The organism is Kosakonia oryzae (genome assembly GCF_001658025.2).
Lineage (GTDB): Bacteria > Pseudomonadota > Gammaproteobacteria > Enterobacterales > Enterobacteriaceae > Kosakonia > Kosakonia oryzae.
This window is the reverse complement of record NZ_CP014007.2, coordinates 1,914,231-1,933,007: the sequence shown is the minus strand read 5'-3', so window position 1 is coordinate 1,933,007 and position 18,777 is coordinate 1,914,231. Positions and strand designations below refer to the sequence as shown.

At 40.3% G+C, this 18,777-nt stretch carries 11 protein-coding genes and 3 pseudogenes; 1 reads left to right on the top strand and 13 read right to left on the bottom strand.

Features of this window, described 5'->3' with window-relative positions:
• Window positions 1–6: 6 nt before the first annotated feature.
• Window positions 7–990, bottom strand: coding sequence for an LPS O-antigen chain length determinant protein WzzB (gene wzzB, locus AWR26_RS09175; protein ID WP_064568982.1), 984 nt, complete (start codon window positions 988–990; stop codon window positions 7–9).
• 202 nt (window positions 991–1,192) lie between these two features.
• On the opposite strand from wzzB, the gene AWR26_RS09170 reads away from it, so the two are divergent.
• Window positions 1,193–2,197 carry an NAD-dependent epimerase gene (locus tag AWR26_RS09170; RefSeq protein ID WP_064565171.1) on the top strand — a complete coding sequence of 335 codons (1,005 nt, stop codon included), beginning with the start codon at window positions 1,193–1,195 and terminating at the stop codon, window positions 2,195–2,197.
• Between the two features lie 37 nt (window positions 2,198–2,234).
• On the opposite strand, the gene ugd is transcribed toward AWR26_RS09170, so the two are convergent.
• The 12 genes and pseudogenes from ugd to AWR26_RS09110 all read right to left on the bottom strand — a co-directional run bounded on the left by ugd (window position 2,235) and on the right by AWR26_RS09110 (window position 18,766).
• Window positions 2,235–3,401, bottom strand: coding sequence for a UDP-glucose 6-dehydrogenase (gene ugd, locus AWR26_RS09165; protein ID WP_064565166.1), 1,167 nt, complete (start codon window positions 3,399–3,401; stop codon window positions 2,235–2,237).
• A gap of 336 nt (window positions 3,402–3,737) precedes the next feature.
• Window positions 3,738–4,751, bottom strand: a pseudogene (locus tag AWR26_RS09160) (integrase core domain-containing protein); the annotation flags it as partial.
• A 187-nt stretch (window positions 4,752–4,938) separates the two neighbouring features.
• The gene (locus AWR26_RS09155; RefSeq protein WP_407658792.1) at window positions 4,939–5,955 is read right to left on the bottom strand and encodes an acyltransferase family protein; all 1,017 of its coding nucleotides are present in this window, start codon (window positions 5,953–5,955) and stop codon (window positions 4,939–4,941) included.
• Window positions 5,956–6,580: 625 nt separating this feature from the next.
• Window positions 6,581–8,053 (bottom strand): hypothetical protein, encoded by a 1,473-nt coding sequence (locus AWR26_RS09150; protein WP_139227908.1) that lies wholly within the window; start codon window positions 8,051–8,053, stop codon window positions 6,581–6,583.
• A gap of 121 nt (window positions 8,054–8,174) precedes the next feature.
• Window positions 8,175–8,552: a GtrA family protein gene (locus tag AWR26_RS25890; protein WP_064565157.1), complete on the bottom strand. Its 378-nt coding sequence runs from the start codon at window positions 8,550–8,552 to the stop codon at window positions 8,175–8,177.
• Window positions 8,533–9,471: a glycosyltransferase family 2 protein gene (locus AWR26_RS09140; RefSeq protein ID WP_064565155.1), complete on the bottom strand. Its 939-nt coding sequence runs from the start codon at window positions 9,469–9,471 to the stop codon at window positions 8,533–8,535. The genes AWR26_RS25890 and AWR26_RS09140 overlap by 20 nt, the downstream gene beginning before the upstream one ends.
• Window positions 9,472–10,154: 683 nt before the next feature.
• A pseudogene (locus tag AWR26_RS09135) lies at window positions 10,155–11,148 on the bottom strand (transposase).
• 942 nt (window positions 11,149–12,090) lie between these two features.
• Entirely contained in the window at window positions 12,091–13,500 is a 1,410-nt protein-coding gene (gene gndA, locus AWR26_RS09130; protein ID WP_064565146.1) for an NADP-dependent phosphogluconate dehydrogenase, read from the bottom strand.
• Window positions 13,501–13,622: 122 nt separating this feature from the next.
• Window positions 13,623–14,364, bottom strand: a pseudogene (locus tag AWR26_RS09125) (UDP-glucose 6-dehydrogenase); the annotation flags it as partial.
• A 99-nt stretch (window positions 14,365–14,463) separates the two neighbouring features.
• Window positions 14,464–15,894: an undecaprenyl-phosphate galactose phosphotransferase WbaP gene (wbaP, locus tag AWR26_RS09120; protein WP_064565144.1), complete on the bottom strand. Its 1,431-nt coding sequence runs from the start codon at window positions 15,892–15,894 to the stop codon at window positions 14,464–14,466.
• A gap of 32 nt (window positions 15,895–15,926) precedes the next feature.
• A complete protein-coding gene (locus AWR26_RS09115; protein WP_064565142.1) occupies window positions 15,927–17,342 on the bottom strand; it encodes a phosphomannomutase in 1,416 nt (471 codons plus the stop codon).
• A 23-nt stretch (window positions 17,343–17,365) separates the two neighbouring features.
• Window positions 17,366–18,766, bottom strand: coding sequence for a mannose-1-phosphate guanylyltransferase/mannose-6-phosphate isomerase (locus tag AWR26_RS09110; protein ID WP_064565140.1), 1,401 nt, complete (start codon window positions 18,764–18,766; stop codon window positions 17,366–17,368).
• Between the last annotated feature and the right edge of the window lie 11 nt (window positions 18,767–18,777).

Here is an 18,777-nt window from a genome sequence, read left to right as displayed (position 1 = left end):
GTTTGTTTACGGCTTCACCTGATAAGCCCTGATGGCATTGCGTGCCAGTACGAACCCCGCACCAATCACCCCTCCCAGTAACGTGGCCAGCACCAGCGTCAACGCTTTTTTTGGACTGTCACGGAAGGCGGGTAGTGATGGTTTCATTACATAGCGATAGGCATGAATAGTTTTAGGATCGACAGTAATTGCCTGCAAATCCAACAAATTTTGACGGGTTTTAAAGTAATCATCAGAGAAGACCAGCGGTCGGGATGATTCATTCTTAATCATTGATTCCAGCGCCGTACTGCCAAGCAGGAACATGTTATCCTGAGAAATATTCTCCGCCTGCTGAACTTGCGGAGCCTGCACACCCGCTTCCTTGGCAACCGTGAGCGCCTGTGCAATCTGTTTAATCCGCAGATCTTTTTGTTCCTGCGCCACTTTTTCTTGTGTGGACAAAGATTCCATCAGATTTGAGGTTTGCGCATGAATATTGCTTCGCAAGTCTTCGACCAGCTCTTTACCGATTTTTTGATCGATTTGCTCAATATATTGCGCTAGTTTCTGCTGAGCTTCTTTAGCCGTTGAGCCAACGTAGGTCACTTTCAATGGTAATGGCTGCCCCTTAACCGAGGCGGCAATCGTAAGGTTTTCCGGCTCTTCCTGGTTCTTTAGCGTCTCCGTCAGGGCGGAAAATGCGGCATTAAAACGCGTGATGACACGCTGTTGAATATCGTTGATATCAAAGTTAGGTGTATTAATTATTACGCTCATGGCGTTCGTATAAGCAGCAATCTGCCCAGCGTCAGGCGAGCTGATCACCGCGACTGATGTCCATTTCTCTTTTGCAATGTTTATATAAGCAACAGCAAGGATAATGCTCACCACAACGAACATTGCCACAAGCCACTTCCCACGCCAGACTTGCAATAAAAGATCAATTAAATCAATCTGTTCCTGCGTATTATTTTGCTCAGTCTGGTGGTTATTTTTTTCGTACGTCATAGCAACCTTAAATAAGACATGCATGAAAAAATATTATAGTGCGCGAGTGTAGGCCCCCCTGTTTTTTTTTCTATAGGATAATATTTAAAAAATGTTTATCGTTCATTTTTTGTACCAGCTGATAAATTCTTTAACTTATAGCGATTAGCCTGTGAGCATCATACAATATGCGAATTGTATTAGATGTCATAAAGGATGAGAGATGAAATTTCTGGTTACCGGCGCGGCCGGCTTTATCGGCTTCCACGTCAGCGAGCGCCTTTTGCAGGCTGGCCACCAGGTTGTAGGGATTGATAATCTCAATAATTATTACGATGTGAGCCTGAAACAGGCACGCCTGGATCTGCTGGCCTCGCCCGGCTTCAGCTTCCACAAGATTGACCTCGCCGACCGCGAAAATATGGCACAGCTATTTGCGGCCGAGAAATTCGACCGGGTGATCCATTTAGCGGCGCAGGCTGGCGTACGCTACTCGCTGGAAAATCCGCATGTTTATGCCGAATCGAATCTCATTGGGCATCTGAACGTACTGGAAGGTTGCCGCCACAATAAAGTACAGCATCTGCTCTATGCCTCCTCCAGTTCCGTTTACGGCCTGAACCGTAAAATGCCCTTCTCCACAGATGATTCCGTTGATCATCCGGTTTCGCTGTATGCGGCCACCAAAAAAGCCAATGAGTTGATGTCCCACACCTACTCTCACCTTTACGGATTACCGACTACCGGTTTGCGTTTCTTCACCGTTTATGGCCCATGGGGGCGCCCGGACATGGCGCTGTTTAAATTCACCAAAGCGATGCTGGAAGGCAAAAGCATCGACGTTTATAACTACGGCAAGATGAAGCGCGACTTCACTTATATCGATGATATCGTTGAAGCGATCGTCCGTATGCAGGAGGTGATCCCGCAGGCCAACCCGGGCTGGACGGTAGAAACCGGTACACCAGCCAGCAGCTCTGCGCCTTACCATGTCTATAACATCGGCAATAGCTCGCCGGTGGAATTGATGGATTACATTACGGCGCTGGAAGAGGCGCTGGGCATTGAAGCACAGAAAAATATGCTGCCGATTCAACCGGGCGATGTGCTGGAGACCAGCGCGGACACTCAACCACTGTACGACACAATCGGTTTTAAACCGCAAACCTCGGTTAAAGAAGGGGTGAAACGCTTTGTTGAGTGGTACAGAGACTTTTATAAAGTATAAAAAAACGGCCCTTATGGGCCGTTTTTATTTTTCGTCTTTAGTCGTTACCGAATAAATCACGGGTATAGACTTTGTCCGCTACATCAGACAGTTCCTGCGCCATACGGTTGGAGATAATCACGTCAGCTTCCTGCTTAAACGCCTCCAGGTCGCGCACTACGCGGGAATGGAAGAATTCATCTTCCTGCATCACCGGTTCATAAATGATGACCTGCACACCCTTCGCTTTAATGCGCTTCATGATGCCCTGAATGGACGACGCGCGGAAGTTATCGGAACCGCTCTTCATGATCAGGCGGTAAACGCCGACCACTTTCGGTTTACGCGAGAGAATGGAATCGGCGATAAAGTCTTTACGCGTGCGGTTAGCATCAACGATGGCCGAAATAATGTTGTTCGGCACTGACTGGTAGTTTGCCAACAGCTGTTTGGTGTCTTTCGGCAGACAGTAGCCGCCGTAACCAAATGACGGGTTGTTGTAGTGGTTGCCGATGCGCGGATCGAGACAAACGCCTTCAATAATCTGGCGGCTGTTCAGCCCCAAGCTTTCCGCATAGCTGTCCAGCTCGTTGAAGTAAGCAACACGCATCGCCAGATAGGTGTTGGCGAACAGTTTGATCGCTTCGGCTTCCGTAGAGTCGGTAAACAGCACGCGAATATCTTTTTTAATCGCCCCTTCCTGCAACAGCGCGGCAAAACGCTCAGCACGTTCAGAACGCTCGCCGATGACGATACGTGACGGATGCAGGTTATCGTACAGCGCTTTCCCTTCCCGCAGGAATTCTGGTGAAAAAATGATGTTATCCACGCCGAATTTTTCGCGGATTGACTGGGTAAAGCCCACCGGAATGGTGGATTTGATAATCATCACCGCCTGCGGGTTAATGTCCAGCACATCGCGGATCACCGATTCCACGCTGCTGGTATTGAAGTAGTTGGTTTTCGGATCGTAATCCGTCGGGGTGGCGATAATCACAAAGTCGGCGCCGCGATACGCTTCCTGCTTGTCCGTGGTGGCACGGAAATTCAGCGGCTTATTCTGCAAATACTCCTGGATTTCCTTATCAACGATGGGAGAAATCTTCTGGTTAAGCATATCAACTTTGGATTGCACGATATCCAGCGCGACGACCTCATGGTTCTGCGCGATCAGAATCCCGTTTGATAGCCCAACGTAACCTGTTCCGGAGATTGTTATTTTCATTCGATAAGCAACTTTTGTGAGTGTATGAAACCGGAGATGACGAATCTGTCGCCACCCACTTAATATCAATAACTGTTGGGGTTTTTACCTCTTCTGTTGAGGGACTGTCAAGGCGACAACCAGCCTGCAACAGCGGCGTTGATGCGAAGTTTAATGTCGAAATGTCAACAAATTAAAGACGAGTGCCCTGAAAAGCCGCGCTGCGGCCGAAAAAAAGCCCGGTTACGCTAACCGGGCTTGTATTCATCAAACGAATGATTTCAGATTAATCCAGCCACTCGGTGTGGAAGACGCCATCCTTGTCAGTACGTTTATAAGTGTGCTGTAGTGGAAGCACACATTTTTTGAGATTTCCGGGCCTTGTGCCATCAGCCCATATTCTTCCGCCGTTAGGTTATTCAGGGATTCATGGGACCACTCACTGTTGTATGACAGCAGCCAGCGATCTGTGATTTCCCGTACTTCGCTCAGTGTTCTGAATAGGTGACAAGCCAGTATTTCCATGCGGTATGTCGGGTTCAAACATTCTATAAAGGCATACTGTGTTGCTTACGTGACCTGAAAAATTCCTATGTCACGTTATGGTCCTCAGCCTACTGTCCTGCACCAAGTAGACGAGTACTGGCCCGTTATCCATCCGCATCGTCATCGGATAACCCCGTTTTGCCACCACCCCGTCCAGACCCCTGAGTACGCGCCGCGTCGGGATATTCAGGTCGATCTCTGTCGCCGACGCTTCACACTCAAAATCATCCACCATAAGGAGGGTCCAGAAGTGTCTGCCGCAAACCAGTACAGCGTGCACAAAATCAACAGGCCAGATCTGGTTAAGCGTATCCGGCATCGCTAGTGGTGCCGAATTACGGACATGCAGATGTTGCTTGCCCTTGCAGCGAACATTTAGTCTCAGCAGGCAATAAATCCAGTAAACATGTTTTTGGTTGCGGATAGCACTCAGCCGCTTCAGTCAGCGCCAGGAGTACCGGCTCATCACAACAGGTATCAGGCTAATAAAAGTAGACCGTCCTGCTCAGCGATAACTTTCATTCAGATAGCAGGCAAGTTCAAACTTTATAGCTGTTTTTAAAGCTTTTTCCCGATAACGCCTTTTAACGTACGATTTCCCAGACTCATCATCGGCAATCATCTGTTTAATACGCGGCTCCCATACTCCAGAACTTTGATCTTTTTAATATCAGCGGCTTCCATCACGCCATATTTCGCTTTCCAGTTGTAATACCAGGCATCTGCTATTTCTACTTCGCGGTCAATATATTAGACAGTTCGTCCGACCTCGACGAACTGGAGAACAGCTATGATCTGGTACTCAGTAAATAGGGCTTTACGCATGGCAATGTCCTCAGCGGACATAATCAGCATATCAGGAGATGCTCCGAAAGAGAACGGTACGAATTTAAGAAATATTTACAGTTCTTCCACAAACAGATGTGACAGAAAAAGATTGTGAAAGGTCAGTTAATAAAATGAAGAATGATGTAGATCATCCTTATAAAATAAAAATTCAACTCTAATAAAATTAGTCCCTCTCATTTTTAACATACAATTTAACAATTTTTTTACCATGAAAAATAAATGGTTTCTCTATATAAAAATATGTCATTATTGATACCAAATATGTCGTAACATAGCTTACCAAAAACAAAAAAGGTATATACCTATCGGATACATTTAAATATTGAGCTATTCGCAGCAATGTAAAAATGACAACACCATGCATAATATATATGCTATAACTGGCTTCCCCCAAAAGAACAAAAATCCTAAATTTCAGTACCCCCCAAAGATCCGCTCCTTTACTGAGCAACAATAAGATCAAGAATATAAAAAAATTAATGTAACTTGAAGTATCATACACAGCCTCACCTGTCTTATATCCAAAGAAGAGTATATACCCAACAGAAAATAGCAATAACACATCAGCAACTTTTTTACTTATGATTATTTTGTTTTTAACTTCCCAGACCAACATTCCAATCACAAAATGCAAAAAAGCAAAAGGTCTCACATAGAAAGAAATTTGTTGTACTAGTCCAGGTAAGAGATAAATGATGAGAAAAATCAAACCAATAGTAAAGGCTGTAGATCTGTTTTTCCTCCCTAACATCCATAGAATAGGTAAAGAGAAATAAAAACCCCATTCATATACAAGAGTCCAATAAACCCCTGCCGTAGCTACCCAAGCACTACTAATTCCATTAAATTGCTTTTTAGTATTGTTTAAAAAATCGAACCAGTATATTAAGTCATAACTTATATGAGTATTCCTCTCTGACAGCCACGCATAGAATGAGTAAACAATAACTATACATATGACGTTGATTATTATTAATGGAACGATCCTAAAAAATCTATTTATAAACAAGGATATCCAATTAGGATTATCATCTTTACTAACCTTTCCCCAAAAGAGAAATCCTGTTATTGAGAAAAACATAGCCACACCGATCATTGCATAAAAAGAGAGTATAGGTGTGGTAGTCATCCATTTTGGCCCCCGTATATGATGATACATATAAATAGAGTGACTAAACATCACTGATGAGGCCAAAAAAAACCTAATTGAATCGAGCTGGATATTTCTTGATTCGACGTCCACATTATATTTAAAAAAAACACTAAACATAGCACTAATAAACAATATGCTTATTAAGAAAAACAAGATCTGATGTTGCTCTAAATATATCATCTTTATCGCAGCCGTATATTATATAATTATATCACCCATAATCAATCATCCCCCTCTGACAGGGAGGTTTTATTAAAACAAAATATTTTCTACAATGCCTCCTAAATTCCATGATCAATATAAAAATCATTTGTAAAATCAATTTATTAATTATAATATAATAATCTACATAGTAACAACACAGCTAAAACCATTTATAAAGCACTCATCAAAATAATATTTCACTGTCTCAGTTAACTAACTAAAAAATCCTATTTAAGAGAAAAACAAAATACTGAGCATTACTTGCATGCCGAAAATAACTGATTCACAGTGATATTAAAATTTTGTCATGTATAGGAAGAAAGTTATTGTCGATCACTATACTTTATTAGAAAGCCTTATCCAAAAAACCACAAATACCCCTAAATTGAGATTAACATCATCCCCTATTCCTAGACATAGTGTTCTCATTTAAAATAGTTATATTCCATTATTTAAATGGTATATTATATTCAGAATTCATATTTTTATCTGGATATATTTTTATTTCAATTTCTTTTTTGGTAATACCATTAATTAGTAATGTTCTTGAGATCCCCGACCCCATATATATCGGGAAAGGCCAGTTATCATTATCATCTCCTTTTGGCACATGGAGTACGACTGAAGTTTGGCCGTCCCTTTCAGCCTTAATAATTTGAGATATAATATTTTCGCCAACATCCTGAGCCGTTGCGAAAGTTAAATTAAGGTTCTGTGATTCCATTAATGTGTTTTTTGCTGAAGTTGCTTTATTAAGAAGGCACAGCACTAACAATGGTAGCAATGTTGAAATCCATTTATTCTTTTTACATGCAGATGAAATAAAAATACAGGTTACTAATAAGGGATACATATAAACCCCCCACATAGCAACTGGGCGCCCTGCATAAGATGGAGATGCTTTTGCACAAACTAAGATTAAAGCGACAAAAGAAAACACCCAGGAAATTACTGATACCCAATATGTATTCTTTATCTCAGGTAATTTCTTTCCATGTCCAAAAGAGAAAAAGTAAACACTGATAATTAAACTAAAAATTAAGAAACCACCAAATAAAAGATCAGTGCCATATAGAAAATGAATTAAATTACTTATACTTTTCCCTATTGCTAAATCACTCTCTTCAATCTGAGATGCCCTGCCACCATTCATTTCATAAACAGCAGAAATAAACCACACACCCAACACAAAAATATTAAATTGATTATCTCTGAAAATATTGGATTTACATTTAATATTTGCCAATATACTGATAAGGAATTTTGTTCCACAGTATGAGGCCAAAACGATACTAGCAAAAATACTCGAAAACACGCACAAGTAAGTCACAAGTACAAGAAACAAAGGTTCTCCATTTAACAAACGAGAGCAGAATGTATTATTTACATCCTTTCTCATAAGGTAAATCACAAATGAACCATTCATTAACGCAGGCAATACATAATGATAATAACAAGTTAAATTAATCTCCCATAGCAAGTATGGGCTATTATCCGTAGATTTGAACATCCCAAAAAAATACAAAAACACAATAGATGTTATTATCAAAGACAATCTACTATCTGTAGCTATTTTTTCCTTCAGAAAAAGGTGTAATTGTATAAGAAAAAAAGTAACTATAGAGGATGTAACAAAAGCAGTAATAACCGCAATACCAAAGAAGAAGTTAACTCCGAAGGGTTTCAAAAGGAAAGAAGAAAAATATCCAACAAATGGAAGCAATAACTCAGGGACAACTTTGATAGGATTGAAACCGTGCCACTGAGGGTATGCTGCACGTGACAAAGACAGTCCTTTCCAATCATCACCAGAAATAATAGTAATTGGGTGAATTACAGTAAAAAAGAACATTAAGAAAACAAATATAAAAATAAAAAAAACCATTACTGGATTTATTTTCACTAAATTATTACTATTCATTTAACATTACCTATAGATTTCAGGTCCATCGTGGATAAATAACTCCAGCACAGCCAGTAGGTGTCAATACTAAATTTTATATACTCGCAAATATCCCACTAGAAGCTTCAAGAAACATTAGTCATGAACTGAAAACAAAGTATTTATTTAAAATGTAGAAAACAATTGTATACGAGGCCATCGCGAAAATCTGTGAAAAATAGATATTAATCGAGGAAGACAAAAACCACAACACCAATTGATTAACCATAAAGGCTATAAAGAAACAAATGATAAATTTAATGCTCCTTTTCCTTAATTGATTCGTTTTACTGAACACAAATGTTGCACTAAGAATAAAAGAACAGACCAATCCAAATGCGTAACTTATTGCATTAGATATAGCAGGAGAAAGTTCTATAAATTTATAGCAGATAAAAAAAACAAAATATCCAACAAGTGTATTGATAATTCCTGATGTAATAAATCGCGTAAAGGTATTATTTATTTTCAAAACCATTTTTCTTTGCAAGGATATACATAGGCCTATTTTTTGTTTCATCATAAATTCTGCCGACATATTCGCCAAGAATGCCAATTGAAATTAATTGAACCCCACCCAAAAAAAGGATAGCGATGAATATCGTTGCCCATCCTTCAACCCACTCATTTGTCATTAAACGAATATATACACTATAAACAATCCCGATAAGTGCAATAAACGAACATGCAAAACCAAATAAAATTGATAATTGAAGTGGTTTTTTTGAAAATGATAGAATTCCGTCAAAGGCAAACTTAATCATTTTCCTTAATGGATATTTACTTTCGCCAGCAAAACGCTCTGATCGCCTATAATTAACTGACGTTTGTCTAAAACCGACCCAACTTACCATGCCACGTACAAATCGTGATTTTTCAGGCATGTTTTTCAACTGCTCAACAACTTTCTTATCCATCAGACGAAAATCACCCGTATCCAACGGAATAGGTACTTCTGACAGTTTATTCAACGTACGGTAGAAGTATTTCGCCGTAAGAAGTTTAAATTTTGACTCTCCATGCCTATCAGTCCTTGTGCCATAAACAACATCATAACCTTCAAGCCATTTATCAATCATCTGATCAATGACTTCAGGAGGGTCTTGTAAGTCCGCATCAATTAGAACAACTGCATCACCAGACGCAAGATCAATGCCAGCAGATACTGCTATCTGATGACCAAAATTTCTTGAGAATGAAGCTGTCTTTATGACTTGATGAATGTCGCACAATGTCGATAACTTCTCCTCTGTATGATCACTACTACCATCATTAATGAAAATAATTTCGAACTTAAATTTTTTATGTTGTTCAATAAAATCAAGTAACCTCTTAGCGGTAACCTCAATAACATCTTCTTCATTATAACATGGAACAACGATTGATATTGTTTTCACTCTCCCACCCTACATTTATATATAATTAAGACATTGAAAATTTTACTGACAATAACATTTATTATTCCCCCGCCTCAACTCCGCCATAATGAACCCTCCTCCAATATATAAAGGCAGACATAAAAAATAAAATTTTTCATATACCATCTCAAGAATTATAGATATTATTTCGTTTTCATAAATGAGTTTATCGAAAATAAATCCTGAAGAAATCCGTATAGTTTCCTTCTGCAAGTTAACTCCACACACCTATTTTCAGAAGGTATCGACATACTCTCTCATTACTATTTCTTGAGGTGTACCTAATGCTTTATTCCAAATAGGAACTTTCAATTTTTCATACAAAAAGCTGAAAGATATAATACTCTACAGCTCAGTTAAAAAATACTGTTTCATATTTCTTTATGAATAAACTTTTTTGATAAGACATAACCTGAGTCTACTACTCCACTAAACAAAACAGGAATAATCAGCATGATCGCTTTTTAGGATTGCTTTTTTATCGGCGGATAAGGTTTCAAAATATACCTAAATGCTGATATAGCTCTTTAATCCTGATTTAATGACTTCACAGATAGCAGCCTCCACACTGCAGAAAAATAATCACTATCGAATGGAAGCAGAGCATTCTTATAATTATTATCATAGTGTGCTCACCCCACGACTGAAGACATATCCTGTCCTCACGACGGAGTCTGCTCGAGGGCCTCCGGGCTGACACCGCCGAGGTAAGTGTGGTGGCGCACCCGGTAATAAAACGCTTCAATGTAATAAAGATATCGGCGCCAGCCAGATCCAGGGTTTTATAGATCCGTTTTCTGATACGTTCTTTCTTCAGTAAACTGAAAAACGATTCAGCGACTGCGTTATCCCAGCAGTTGCGACCCGGCTCATACTCGGGGCCAGATTATTGGCTCGACAGAAGCGCTGCCAGTCGTAACTACCATACTGACTGCCCTGCTCCGAATGCACAATGGTGCCACTTGTCGGTTTGTACTGCCACACGGCCATCACCAGCACCTCCAGCGCCAGTTCAAATGAGAGAGTGAGTTTCAGACCAGCGCACTATAGATCATCGCCAGATACAGCTAGCCCTGCCAGGTACGGATAAAGATAAGACCTGGTTGGCCCCCAGGGTGGTAAACTGGCGCTACACACACTTAGGGACAACACCGGAGGTCTGCCCGATTCCGTTGAGATCAGCATGAACCCGTCGGTAATCGTAAACACCTCAGCTCAATGAATATGAATCACGGATGAGCACCAGCTGACGCTGATTATATTTATCCCGCGCTCAGACCGGGTTATAGAGCCACGCTTAGTACCCGACCAGGGCGACATTTAGTATCCGACACATCGTCATGCCCCCGATAAGGCACAGTATTTATTGATAAAGCGTAAATTCAGTCTGGCGTGCCGCGCAGCCTTTTTCAGGATATCCTGTTCTTCTTCGGTGCGCTTCAGTTGCGCCCGGAGTTTCAGGATCTCGCTTTTAGCTTCCAGTAAATCCCGGGCATGCTGCTCGCTGTTATCAGGTTTGATAGCCCGTAGCCAATTGTAGAGGCTGTGCGCAGAGACGCCCAGACGGTCAGATACTTCGGCGACGGAATAACCGCGTTCCGTTATCTGACGGACGGCTTCTTCCTTAAATTCAGGTGTAAATCGTGGTGTGCCCATACGCTCCTCCTATGCTCAAACTATAGGGCAGGATCGTCTACCGGGGCGGGGTCAGTCCACAGATATGAGTGCATTTGAGCTAAGTGTAAATAATGTATCATTCGATACAACTAACAAGTTATGAAATTGTGGAGTTTCTATCTTTAATTGCTTTGCAATAGCCTGAGCCTGACTTAAAATATGCAAACGATCATTTTTTTCTGTTTGACAATTTTTTCAATAGAACTGATTGTATCTTTCAACTCATTTGTTCTGGCCTTTATATTAGCATCCAAGTCACCATCGGCATCGGTTACTATTGTTCTATCGATTTTTTTCAAATAATTATTAAGGTTGGTCTGTGTATCCTGGAAAGTTAGACCGACATAGCTAATCTTTATTCCATCGCTTTGGTCTTTGTTTATTTCTTCACTTGAGAGCTCTTCCTTTATCCTGATTCTGTAACTGCATATATAATGTAACAACTCAACTTTGAAATCATTTGAAGGAACTGTCCTGGATCTCTTTTATTGATGGGCCAGCCCTTGGATATATAAAATTTTCAATTTGTCTATGTGCAGCAACCTGCCCTGAGTCTGAAAGTGTAACGATTGCTGTTGATGTTCATTTTACCTATGCAGCAAAGGCATATAAAGATTTTACAAGCAACAACAAAAGATCGTTTTTTTAACCCATAGCTGTTTGATGATATCAGAGAGATCAAATTGAGTACGCTCGTCATTGACTAATAATACACTCTAGTCTTTGCTCATAATCACTTTCCTGCGAGCTAAAAAACATCTAATAAAGGGATTAAACTATCCAAACATCATTATAAATACCTACGATGTCAAAAGGTCTTACAGGAAAAAACTTAAACCTACTACAATCGAAATATCATAAGTATACTCTAAAAAAGCCCGGGTAACCGGGCCCATCAGTAAATATATTACCTAAAGTAGATTAATCCAGCCATTCGGTGTGAAATATGCCGTCTTTGTCAATGCGTTTGTAGGTGTGTGCACCAAAATAATCACGCTGAGCCTGAATCAGATTAGCAGGCAGCACTTCTGCACGATAGCTGTCGTAATAAGCAATAGCCGCGGAGAACGTCGGAGTTGGGATACCATTCTGCACAGCATAGGCTACAACATCGCGCAGCGCCTGCTGATAGTCATCTGCTGCCTTTTTAAAGTAAGGTGCCAGCAGCAGGTTAGCTATAGATGGGTTCTGCTCGTAGGCATCAGTGATTTTCTGCAGAAACTGAGCACGAATAATGCATCCAGCGCGGAAAATTTTCGCGATTTCACCGTAGTTAAGATCCCAGCTATATTCTTCAGAAGCAGCACGTAACTGAGAGAAGCCCTGAGCATAAGAAACGATTTTTCCCAAATACAGAGCACGACGAACTTTCTCTGCGAATTCTGCTTTATCGCCACTGAAGGTTTTCGCCTGCGGACCACTCAACACTTTAGAAGCGGCTACACGCTGCTCTTTCAGGGAAGAGATGTAACGGGCAAATACAGATTCAGTGATAAGAGACAGCGGTTCACCCAAGTCCAGAGAGCTCTGGCTGGTCCATTTGCCAGTGCCTTTGTTTGCCGCTTCATCCAGGATAACGTCTACCAGGTAGTTACCGTTCTCATCTTTTTTGGTGAATATATCTTTGGTGATATCGATCAGGTAGCTGTTCAGCTCACCTTTGTTCCAATCAGTAAAGGTGGCGGCCAGCTCTTCGTTAGTCAGGTTCAGGCCCTGTTTCAGCAGAGAATAGGCTTCTGCAATAAGCTGCATATCTCCGTATTCGATACCGTTATGAACCATTTTCACATAGTGGCCAGCGCCATCTGAACCAATATAGGTGACACAAGGCTCACCATCTTCGGCTACAGCAGCAATTTTGGTGAGTATAGGCGCAACCAGTTCATAGGCTTCTTTCTGACCGCCAGGCATAATGGACGGGCCTTTCAGCGCGCCTTCTTCCCCACCAGACACGCCAGTACCGATGAAGTTAAAGCCTTCAGCAGACAGTTCGCGGTTACGGCGAATGGTGTCCTGGAAGAAGGTGTTACCGCCATCAATAATAATGTCGCCTTTGTCAAGGAACGGTTTCAGGGATTCGATAGCTTTATCTGTGCCTTCGCCAGCTTTAACCATCAACAGGATACGACGTGGAGTTTCCAGAGATTCAACGAACTCCTGCACAGTGTAGTAAGGCACCAGTTTTTTATCCGGGTTCTGGGCAATCACTTCCTCGGTTTTTTCACGGGAGCGGTTGAAAACGGAAACGGTGTAACCACGGCTTTCAATGTTGAGCGCCAGGTTGCGCCCCATAACGGCCATACCGACCACGCCGATTTGTTGTTTGGACATTACAAACTCCTGTCTTGGTGATAATCACTGCGGTGCAATGCAGCTGAATGTATCTATGATGTTAACTCAAGCCTGCTGTTTGTGGATAGCCTTTGGTGCTCTTACCCGACGGTAGTAATAGTTCAATCGTTACCAAATAACTCTCTTGTATAAACTTTCCCCCTAACCTCACGAGGTCCTCCGAGATACGGTTACTCATGATGGAATCGAATTGTTGCCAGAATACCGCAAGGTCCCTAACAACCTGCGAACTCAAAGAACGTAGGTTCTTTGAGCTCTAGTGCGTAAACAATCACAGGAATACCTTTAGCCTTGATACACTTCATAATGCCTTGAATGGACGATGCCCGGTAATTGTCAGAACCACTTTCATGATCAGGCGATACACACTCACTAGTTTTGGATCCCGGGCAATAAATAGTATCGGCTATGAATTGTTTACGGGTGCGATTTGGATTCACAATCGCACTAATCAGGTTGTTCGGCGCAGGGTAGTAATTTGCCAGAAGCTGCCTGGTATCTTTAGTTAAGCAATAGCCACCATAACCGAAGGATGGCGGACTGCTATAATAACTTCCACTACGAGAATACTGTCCTCTCAATAAGTTGGGGAGAATTAAGCCCATGGATTCTGTGTAACTGTCCAGCTCATTCAAATATGCCCCCTCCTCACCAGATAGATGTTGGCGAACGTCTTAAGGGTTTCTGTCTCTGTGACATTGATGTACAGCACCAGCGCATCCTTTTTATTGCCTCTTCAACCAACAGCGCGGCAAAAGTCTCAACTCGTTGTAAGCATTCGTCAATCACGCCCGTATATAAATTGCAGTACAACATTTTGCCTTCGCGAAAGAATTCTGATGATACTGGTATTGAGATAGTTTGTTACTGGAACGTAATATTTGTTTCAAAGGCCAACATAGCCAGTACCTGTGATAACGATTTTCATAACTATATCAATACTCAATAAGCACCATTTCTATTGAAGACAACTTTGACTGTTTTAAACAAGATCGCTATATCATTCCAAAGTGACCAATTCTTTACATACCAAGAATCAAAGTAAACTCTGGTTTCATAATCAACATCGCTGCGTCCACTGACTTGCCATAATCCAGTCATGCCAGGCTTTGTCATTAAATAATAATCTGCGTCATCGTCATATCTTACTAACTCTTCAGAAATAATAGGTCGAGGACCAACTAAACTCATTTCACCTTTCAGTACATTAAAAAGTTGTGGCAACTCATCCAAACTTGTTTTACGGATAAAATTACCAATAGGTGTTACACGAGGGTCGTTTTTGAGTTTAAAATCTCTCTCCCACTCTAGCCTTGCATCTGTATTTGATTTTAGCAAATCATCTAAAACCTCTTGAGAATTTATTACCATCGACCGGAATTTGTAACATGGAAATTCTCTTCCATGCCTACCGACCCGCATATGCCCATAAATTGCTGGTCCACCGTCACGCGTAACTTTGTACCAAAGATAGAAAAAGAGAGGAGCACATAATATAACTATCAGCAATGAGCAAATAATATCAAAGCTTCGTTTAAGGAATCTTGATGTCCTCTTAGCAAGATTATTGTGAACCCGAAGAAGCATAACTTCATGGCTAAAAATAAAAGACATATCAGTACTATACAAAGGTAGCCCTCTAAGTGAAGGAACCACCGTAACAGCTCGGCAATCATGCTTCGATAATTCTCTAAGCCAATAGGCAGTCCGGTAACCTTCATCTACTTCAAATGCAATAATAAATTGCGTCTCCGTTACATTAGGAATCTTCCAGAGATCATGAACACTCTTAACTATAGGGGTATCAACTAATTTGCTCTCTTTGCTGTTCTCATCATAAAACGCAATAACATTAAATCCCAGCATTTCTTCACTTTGGAGGGCTAAGAATGCTTCCATCGCATTTTTACCACAACCTAGAATAATGGTGTCTTTCTGCCAAAGACCAAATTTATTTAACAAATGTTTAGTGATTGTTCTGAATAGAGGAATTAAAGTAATAGCAAAGAGCCAGCAAAAGAACCAAATGTAACGGGAAAATTGCCATTTGGAAAAGGCTATCAAGGCTAAATCAAATATCGCAAATATTGCAATAGTTCGTATAATTTCTTTCAGTTCAAACCAAAAAGGTTTTCGGTATGAATAATGACGTAATCTAACCCAAAACCACCCCACACAAATGAATGCAAGCATGTAATGAGAGGTCATTCTGGCTTGTATTTGTTCGGTAGGAATAAAACGATTAAGATCACCAAAGATCCAATGAACACAAGCAATAGATAATGTAAGTGAAATACTAAAAAAGAAGAAATCAGATAAAGCAAGACATATTTTACATATATAATTTTTCATGTGGTTAGTGAGTTTTATCATAGGGGAACCTGCATTATTGCAAAATCATCTTGCTAGAGATATTTTATATTTCCAAGAACCTGATCTACCAATTTTCGAGCATGCAAACTACTCGATGATTCAGCATAGCAGCGTAGTTCAGGCGCATTACCAGAAGGTCTCAAATGAATAATCGACCCATCGTCTAACGTTAGCCTAACACCATCAGTTTGGTCTACATTCTGGATATTTCTACCATTAATTCCCAGCCTGCGAATAAAAACCTCAGGTAAGACTAACGCTTCCTGCAGTATCCGAGAACTATTACTTTGCGGAAAATTCTGTAGACGATCAGAATGTGTATATCTCTCTGGTAAATCAAGAATAAGCTCAGAAATAGATCTATGTTGCGCAGCCGCAATAACTATAACAGCAGGAAGAACAGCATCACGAGTAGGCAATGAATCCACTGTTACATTGTTGTAAGTGATATTACTACCTAAAAGATAACCACCATTCGCCTCAAATCCTGCTACATTTACAAATTTGCTTTGAAGCTTGGATAATGCATCTATGACATAAGGAGAACCAATTCGTGTCAACTCGACTCGTTTAAAAAAATTACTCTTTTGTACTGCAGTATTACAACTCACAGGAATTGCTACTGCTTCAATATGTAATTCGCGTGAGCACAGCAAACCAAGGATATCACCTCTCAGCCACTCACCTTTTTCATCAGCTAGCATGGGGCGGTCGCCATCTCCATCAGTTGAAAAGATCGCGTCTAAATGATGCTCCTTACTCCATTGCAGTGCCTTAGATTTATCTTCTTCTGTTACCGCTTCGGTATCAATAGGAACGAATTCATCGCTACGAGCCAGTCTAATAACCTCTGCACCTAATGCGGTAAAGATTTTATGGTATATCTCACGCCCTGCACTAGAATGCTCATAAATACCAATACGCTTACCTGAAAGTAAATCTGAATTGAAAAGTGAAGTATACCTCTCAATATAAATTGCCTCTGCATCAGAACATAATTCTAATTTTGGCAATGTAGCAGGCATATTGAAATCAACAGAAGCTTTAGTGATTTCAATTTCATCTAACTTAGTAATCTCACCATCCTTTTTATAAAATTTTAACCCATTACGATCAAATGGTATATGGCTACCAGTAACCATTATGCAAGGGATTTTATTTTTTCTTGCAACAAGAGCTAAAGCAGGTGTTGGTAATACTCCATAAAATATAGGCTCTATACCAGATTCATAAAGTGCCGCTGCACATGCTTGAGCCATAGAATAACTACTGGGACGGTTATCAATACCAAGGGCAACAGTAGTAAGGGATGATTCTTTCTTGAGAAGATTTACAAAAGCATGAGTAAATGCCATACACACAGCAGGAGTAAAATCTTTTACTAACCCTCTGGCACCACTAGTACCAAATACGATACCTGAATTTGAAATCACATGTATGGTATTCATTATCAACTTCGCTCCTTGTAAAATCAGATATGAATGATGTCATCATCACCAAAGTAAGTTCCAGATTGAATTTCAATAACTTCCAATGCATATTCACCAATATTAATTAATGTATGAAGCTCACCAATTGGAATATATGTTGATTCATTTTCTGATAAAATATATGTCGTATTACCTTTCACTACTTTGGCTGTTCCAGATACAACAATCCAATGTTCTGCGCGATATTCGTGGCGTTGCGAAGAGATTTTACCACCTGGCTTTACTGTTATGCGGTTAACTTGATAACCTTCCCCATGATCGATTGATTGTATTTTACCCCATGGTTTATACTTATCATGGTGATAGATATGCTCTTTCCGGTTATTATCTTTTAAATAACTAACAACTTGCTTCACATCCTGGACACTATTTTTATCCGCAATAAGAATAGAATCTTTGGTTTGAACAACAACAAGATTATCAACACCGACTGTAGCAATAAATAAAGATTCAGAAGAGATATAATTATTTGCACTGTCAACCAGAAAAACATCCCCCTTTATAACATTATTATTTTCATTTTTTTTCGATATATCCCATAAGGAAGACCATGATCCTACATCAGACCAACCAGCATCCATCGGGATGACAACTGCTTTATTAGTTTTCTCAATGACGGCATAATCTATTGATTCGCTTGAGCACAGTTCAAACGAGTCTTTATCAACACGGATGAAATTCAAATCAAATTGAATGTTAGAGAAAGCAGCGCTACAATGTTCAAATATATCAGGGCGATATTTTTCAAGTTCTTTAAGATATTCACCTGATTTAAACATAAACATGCCACTATTCCAATAGAACTCGCCTGATTTTAGGTATTCACAAGCTGTCGAAAAATCTGGCTTCTCGACAAACTTATCTACTTTATAAACCGCGTCTGAGTCTGATAACTGGTGGCCCCGGTGCACATATCCATAGCCAGTTTCAGGATGGGAAGGTACTATACCAAATGTTACTAATTCATCATTTTCTGCATGCGAAACAGCTAATTCTATTGCATCTAAAAATGCATTGTTATTCTCAATGACATGATCCGCTGCTAAGACTAGCAAAATAGAGTCGTTACCATACTCCGTTACTGCAAAAAGAGCTGCCAACGCAATTGCTGGTGCTGTATTTTTTCCGACAGGTTCTAAAATAATATTCCTATCTAAGGCATCAATATTTAGAAGTTGCTCAGCCGCAAGAAACCGATGAGCCTCATTACATATTACTATTGGTTTTTCGACAGAAAGCCCACCTAACCGTAACACTGTATTTTGCAGCATTGAATATTGATTATTCAATGATATGAATTGCTTAGGATATAACTCTCGGGATAAAGGCCATAGACGGCTTCCTGTACCACCCGCCATGATTACTGGAATGATCTTTTTCATACCTCAAATAT